The sequence below is a fragment of the Streptomyces sp. SPB074 genome, assembly GCF_000154905.1.
Classification (GTDB): Bacteria; Actinomycetota; Actinomycetes; order Streptomycetales; family Streptomycetaceae; genus Streptomyces.
In genome coordinates, this window is record NZ_GG770539.1 from 3,910,204 (window position 1) to 3,911,228 (window position 1,025).

A 1,025-nucleotide genomic window follows, 5' to 3' on the forward strand; every position below is an offset into this window, starting at 1 on the left:
AAAAAAAAAAAAAAAAAAAAAAAAAAAAAAAAAAAAAAAAAAAATACAGAGGAGGACCCGACGGAAAAAAAAGAATCCGAAACAAGACAACAAACCCCTAACTAGAACTACTACAATTTCCACCGTACACCGAAAACCGTGACCGAGGCCGGGCGGGCGGGGCAGCGGGCCCTGCTCGACCGGCCCGAGAGGGGCGGCGTGGCCCTCGACTTCGACGGCACGCTCGCCGACATCGTCCCGGACCCCGACGCCGCGCGCGCCCGCCCCGGCGCCGTCGACGCGCTCGCCCGGCTCGCGCCGCACGTCCGCTCCCTCGCCGTGATCACCGGGCGCCCCGCCGAGACCGCCGTTCACCACGGCGGCTTCGCGCACGTCCCGGGGCTCGAACACCTCGTCGTCCTCGGCCTCTACGGCGCCGAGCGCTGGGAGGCCGCGAGCGGCGAACTCACCGCCCCGCCCCCGCCCCCGGGCCTGGCCGCCGCACGCGAGGAACTCCCCGCCGTCCTGGCCGCGAACGGTGACTTCCCCGGGCTGTGGACCGAGGACAAGGGCCAGGCCGTCGCCGTGCACACGCGCCGCGCCGCGGACCCGCAGGGCGCGTTCGACGCCCTGCTCGCCCCGCTCACCGCGCTCGCCGGACGCCACGGCCTCATCGTGGAACCGGGCCGCATGGTCCTGGAGTTGCGCCCGCCCGGCGTGGACAAGGGCAAGGCCCTCACGGCCCACCTCGCCGAGGTCGGCGCCACCTCGGTCCTCTACGCGGGCGACGACCTCGGCGACCTCGCCGCCTACGCCGCCGTCGAGGCCGGCCGCCCCGGCCGGCCCGGCCTCCTCCTCGCCTCCGGCACCGAGGTCCCCGAACTCACCGTCCGCGCCGACCTCCCGCTCCCGGGCGGACCGGAAGAGGTCGTCGCCTTCCTCTCCGCGCTGGCCGACACCCTGTCCTGACCCGGCCCCGGGCGGGGTGCGGCCCCGGCGGCCCTACGCCCCGCCCAGCGCCTCCAGCTGCTCCATGAACCACCGGC

Annotated in this window: 1 protein-coding gene; it reads left to right on the forward strand. The window is 72.3% G+C overall.

Annotated features, from left to right (window positions below; all coding sequences use genetic code 11):
- Nucleotides 1-138 precede the first annotated feature (138 nt).
- Nucleotides 139-948, forward strand: coding sequence for a trehalose-phosphatase (gene otsB, locus SSBG_RS16300; RefSeq protein ID WP_008747193.1), 810 nt, complete (start codon nucleotides 139-141; stop codon nucleotides 946-948).
- Nucleotides 949-1,025: the final 77 nt, after the last annotated feature.